General features: G+C 72.8%; 2 protein-coding genes. Both read left to right on the top strand.

The annotated features are described in order from the left end of the window. The coding region (locus tag ACFV9T_RS42490; protein ID WP_385449193.1) for an SDR family NAD(P)-dependent oxidoreductase at positions 1 to 4,286 on the top strand (4,286 nt) is incomplete at its 5' end. A 42-nt stretch (positions 4,287 to 4,328) separates the two neighbouring features. Further along, the coding region (locus tag ACFV9T_RS42495; protein ID WP_385449196.1) for a type I polyketide synthase at positions 4,329 to 5,965 on the top strand (1,637 nt) is incomplete at its 3' end.

The raw sequence follows: 5,965 nt of genomic DNA on the forward strand, positions 1-5,965 counted from the left end.
CCGCCATCACCCGCATCGCCCCCGAGACAGGCGCCTTCCTGGAACTGGGACCGGACCCAGTCCTCGCCACCGCCACACAACACACCCTCGCCCACACGCCTACGGACACCAACCCCCTGGTGGGGGCCACGCTCACCCGCAAACGACCCGAAGCCCAAGCCTTCGCCAACGCCCTCGCACGGCTCCACACCGCCGGGGTCGACGTCGACTGGACCAGCTGGTTCCCGACCGACCCCACGCCGCAAACGGTGGAGTTGCCGACGTACGCCTTCCAGCGCGAGCGGTACTGGCTGTCCGCTGCCGGTGGAGTCGGCGATGTGGCTGCCGCCGGGTTGCAGCGTGTGGAGCATGCGTTGCTGCCCGCCGCGGTGGGGCTGGCCGACGGCGGGGTGGTGCTCACCGGCCGTATCTCGGCTGCGGGCACCAAGAACTGGCTGGCCGAACACGTGATGGCCGGGGCGGTGCTGGTGCCCGGTGCGGCGCTCGTGGAATGGGCGCTGAGGGCGGCCGATGAGGCGGGGTGCGGCGGTGTGGAGGAGCTGGCGCTCCAGGTGCCGCTGGTGCTGCCCGCGTCGGGTGGTTTGCGCGTACAGGTGGTGGCGGGCCCGGCCACCGAGGACCGGCGGCGCGATGTGCGCGTCTACTCCCGCCCCGACCGCGATGCCGAACCGGGCGCCGACCCCGGATGGCTGTGCCACGCGGAAGGTGTGCTGAGCCCGCCGTCTGCCGATGGCGAGGCGGCGGACCTGCCCGGGGTGTGGCCTCCGGCGGAGGCGGAGCCGGTGGACGTGACCGGGTTCTACGAGCGAGCGGCGGCGGCCGGATACGCGTACGGCCCGTCCTTCCAGGGCGTACAGGCCGTGTGGCGGGACGGTACGGACGTCCTTGCCGAGGTGGCGCTGCCCGAGGCTGCCGGTGACCGCGACGGCTTCGGTATCCACCCCGCACTGCTGGACGCCGCCCTGCACCCGGCGCTGCTGCTCGACCCGTCCGAGCCGCAGCCCGAGCCCGAGCCGGAACGGGACGGAGCCCGGGTGTGGCTGCCGTTCGCCTGGCGGGGCGTGTCGTTGTGGGCAAGTGGCGCTACGACCGTACGGGTCCGGCTCTCCCCCCGGTCGCGGCAGTCGGAGGACGGCGCGAAGGGGGAGCGGGGACTACAGGTCGTCGTGGCCGACGCGGTGGGCGTTCCGGTGCTGACGGTCGATGCGCTGGTGATGCGATCGGCCGACCCGGAGCAGCTGCGGGCCGCCGCAGGGCCCGATGCGGACGGACTGTTCACCCTGGACTGGACGCCGCTGCCGACGCCACCGGAAGACCACGACGCCCAGTCGGAGACCGCCAACTGGGTGGTGCTGGGCCAGGCGGGCGCGGCGGACCCGATCGGGGAGGACACGGTCTGCCATCCGCATCTGGAGTCGCTGATCGCCGCGCTCGATGGCGGAGCGCCCGTTCCCTCGGTGGGCATCGTCTCTCTATCGGCGCCCTCCCCGGACGGCGACATGGCGGATGCCGGACTGGCCCTGACCCAAGAGGCGTTGGCGCTGACGCAGGGCTGGTTGGCCGAGCCACGGTTGGCCGATGCCCGGTTGGTGGTCGTCACCCGGGGCGCGGTCGCGGTCCCGGTCGGCGCGTCCGAGGACGAGGGACAGGGCGACGGCGGCGTGAACGCGGCCGGTGCCGCGGTGTGCGGGCTGGTGCGCAGTGCGCAGGCGGAGAACCCGGGCCGCTTCCTGCTGCTCGACCTCGATCCAGCTGGTGAGCCGGTCGGCGCGGTACCCGGCCACAGCGTGGTGGACGGCGTACTGCGGGCCGTGGCGATGGACGAGCCCCAGGTGGCGCTGCGCGCCGGGCGGATGCTGGTGCCGCGCCTGATGCGCGCCGGTGGGGCGAGCAGCGGGGGAGTGGTGGGGCTCGCGGGGCAGCCCGCGTGGCGGCTGGAGCTGACGGGCACGGCGACGCTGGACAACGTGAAACCGGTGCCCTGCCCCGAGGTGCTGGAGCCGCCGGGCGCGGGTGAGGTGCGAGTCGCGGTGCACGCGGCGGGCATCAACTTCCGCGACGCCCTGATCAGTCTGGGCATGGTCCCCGGCCAGACCGGGCTGGGCGGCGAGGGCGCCGGAGTGGTGGTCGCGGTCGGCCCGGGAGTGAACCAGGTGGCGGTGGGCGACCGGGTCATGGGTGTCTTCGACCGCGCGTTCGGCCCGTTGGCCGTGACGGACGCGCGTATGGTGGCGCCGATTCCCACCGGGTGGAGTTTCCAGCAGGCGGCCGCGGTGCCGGTGGTGTTCCTCACCGCGTGGTACGGGCTGGTGGAGCTGGGCGGCCTCCGCGCGGGCGAGTCGGTGCTGATTCACGCGGCAGCCGGTGGAGTGGGCATGGCGGCGGTGCAGATCGCCCGCCACCTGGGCGCCGAGGTTTACGCCACGGCCAGCCCCGGAAAGCACCCGGTGCTCGAAACCATGGGAATCGACGCCGCTCACCGGGCTTCCTCGCGCGACCTGGACTTCGAGCACGCAGTACGGGAGGCAACCGGCGGCCGTGGCGTGGACATCGTCCTGAACAGCCTCGCCGGACCCTTCGTCGACGCTTCGCTACGGCTGCTGCACAAGGGCGGCCGACTGCTGGAGATGGGCAAGACCGACATCCGTGATCCGGAGCGGATCGCGGCCGACCACCCGGGTGTGCGCTACCAGGTCTACGACCTGATCGGGGACGCCGGACCGGACCGTATCGCCCGGATGCTGGCCGAACTGGGCGCGCTCTTCACCGCCGGGGTCCTGGAACCGCCGCCGCTGCGGGCCTGGCCGTTGGACCGCGCGCGGGAGGCACTGCGCTACCTCAGCCAGGCCAAGCACACCGGCAAGCTCGTGCTGGACATCCCGGCCCCCGTCGACCCCGACGGCACCGTACTGATCACCGGAGGCACCGGCACCCTCGGCGCCCTGGTTGCCGAGCATCTGGTGCGCACGTGGCACATCAGGCATCTGCTGTTGGCCAGCCGCAGCGGCCCCGACGCCCCAGGCGCGAAGGAACTGGCCGCCCGGTTGGGTGAACTGGGCGCACGGGTACGGATCGAGGCGGCCGATGTCACCGAGGCCGCAGCGGTGTCCGCTCTGGTGGCGGGAGTCGACCCGGAGCACCCGCTGACCGGGGTGATCCACGCGGCCGGTGTCCTGGACGACGCGGTGCTCACCTCGCAGACACCCGAGCGACTGGCCCGGGTGTGGATGGCCAAGGCCCGGGCGGCGGCGTATCTGCACGCGGCGACGGCGGGCCTGCGGCTCGGCATGTTTGTGATGTTCTCCTCCGCGGCCGGAGTGATGGGCAGCTCCGGACAGGCCAACTACGCTGCGGCCAACGCCTTTTGCGACGCGTTGGCCGCCCGTCGCCGGGCCGAAGGGCTGCCGGGGGTGTCGGTGGCATGGGGGCTGTGGGCCGCGTCCAGTGGGATGACCGGAAACCTCACCGAAGCGGACCTGGCCCGCATGGCCCGCTCCGGTATCGCCGCGATGAGCGGAGACCACGCCCTGGAGCTGCTCGACGCCTCGGTCCAGCACGGCGGCCACCAGCTGGTCGCGGCCGATGTGAACACGCGCGTCCTCGCCGCCCAGCCCCCGGACACCCTGCCCGCCGCGCTGCGCGCCCTGGTCGCGGGGGGCGCCGCTGCGGGGCGTACGGCGGAAGGGCGTACGACGGGACGGCGTACGGCGGCTGCCGCCGGTGCGCAGCCGGTCGACTGGGCGGGCCGACTGGCGGGAATGTCCGCCGATGAGCGGCGTCGGGTGCTGCTCGACCTGGTCCGTGGCCACGCGACCACCGTGCTGGGCCACGCGGACGCGGAAGCGGTCCAGGCGGACACCAGTTTCAAGGAGCTGGGCTTCGATTCGCTGACCGCCGTGGAACTGCGCAACCGGCTCGCCGCCGCCACCGGACTGCGGCTGCCCGCCGCCCTCGTCTTCGACTACCCCGAGGCGGCCATCCTGGCCGACTACCTGCTGGAACGCCTCGCCCCCGAGGAGGACGGCTCGCGGGCCCGGTCCGGTGCCGACCCGGCCCTCGGCGAACTGGCCAAGCTGGAGGCCACGTTGGCCGGTCTCGATGTGGCGGACGGCGAATCCGGGACGATCACGGCCCGGCTGGAGAGTCTGCTGGCCACGTGGAAGGCGACACGGGATCTGGCGGGGCGGAACCTGGCGGGGCGGGATTCGACTGCCGCGGAGCGGCTGGAGTCCGCGTCCGCGGCCCAGGTGCTCGACTTCATCGACAACGAACTGGGTGTGTCCTGAATGTGCCGGGCGCGACGACCGCTTAAGGCCGGGTGAAACCTCATGGTGAATGTGAACGTGAACGAAGAGAAGCTGGTCGAGTACCTGAAGCGGGTGTCCGCGGATCTGCACGATACGCGGCTGCGCCTCCGTGAGGTGGAAGAGCGCTCCCAGGAACCGGTGGCCGTGGTGAGCGTCGCATGCCGCTTCCCGGGCGGGGTGGACACACCCGAAGCGCTGTGGCGCCTGGCGTCCGAAGGAGTCGACGCGATCGGCGACTTCCCCACCGATCGGGGCTGGGACCTGGAGGGCCTGTACCACCCGGACCCGGACCACCCCGGCACCACCTATGTCCGCCGGGGCGGATTCCTTGCCGACGCCGATCAATTCGACCCCCAGTTCTTCGGCATCAGCCCCCGCGAGGCCCTGGCCACCAGCCCGCAGCAGCGGCTGCTGCTCGAAACCGCATGGGAAGCGTTCGAGCGGGCCGGTATCGATCCCCTCTCGCTGAAGGGCACCCCCACGGGGGTCTACGCCGGTACGGCCACCACAGGCGGCGCGGCCTCGGGCGGCGGACCCCCGGAGCAGGCATCCGAGGGATACGCGGGCAACGCCCCGAGCCTGCTGTCGGGACGCGTGTCCTACACCTTCGGCCTCGAAGGCCCGGCCGTCACGGTGGAGACGGCGTGCTCGTCCTCGCTGGTGGCCATCCACCTGGCGAGCCAGGCGCTGCGGCAGGGCGAGTGCACGCTCGCCCTGGCCGGTGGCGTCACGGTGATGGCCACCCCCGAGGTGTTCACCGGATTCTCCCGGCAACGTGGCCTGTCCCCGGACGGCCGGTGCAAGGCGTTCGCCGCCACCGCCGACGGCACGGGGTGGGGCGAAGGCGTCGGCCTGGTGCTGCTGGAACGCCTGTCGGACGCGCGGCGCAACGGTCACCGGGTGATGGCCGTCATCCGGGGCTCGGCCATCAACCAGGACGGCGCCAGCAATGGCTTCACGGCGCCGAACGGCCCGTCGCAGCAGCGCGTCATCCGCCGGGCGCTGACCAGCGCCCGGCTGGCCCCGTCCGAGGTCGACGCCGTCGAGGCCCATGGCACCGGCACCACCCTCGGCGACCCCATCGAGGCGGACGCGCTCATCGCCACCTACGGGCAGGACCGGCCGGAGGGCCGTCCCCTGTGGCTGGGCTCGTTGAAGTCCAACATCGGCCATACGCAGGGCGCGGCGGGCGTGGCTGGTGTGATCAAGATGGTGATGGCGTTACGTCACGAGATGCTGCCCGCGACCCTGCACCTGGACGAGCCGACCCCGTACGTGCAGTGGGACGGGGGCGGCGTACGGCTGCTGACCCAACCCGTGGAATGGCCGCTCGGCGACCGTCCACGGCGGGCAGGGGTGTCCTCGTTCGGAATCAGCGGCACCAACGCGCATGTGATCGTGGAGCAGGCCCCGGACACGCCGTCCGAGGCGGAGCCGGAGCCGGTACCCGAGCGCGGTGGTGTGGTGCCGTGGGTGGTGTCGGGGCGGAGTGCGGAGGCGTTGCGGGGTCAGGCGGGCGCTTTGGCGGCGCGGGTGGCCGATGCGGACTTGATGCCGGTGGACGTGGGTTGGTCGTTGGTGACGGGGCGGTCGGTGTTCGAGCATCGTGCGGTGGTGGTGGGTGAGGACCGCGCGGAGCTGGTGGAGGCGGTGGGTGC

The organism is Streptomyces sp. NPDC059850 (assembly GCF_042731515.1).
Lineage (GTDB): Bacteria > Actinomycetota > Actinomycetes > Streptomycetales > Streptomycetaceae > Streptomyces.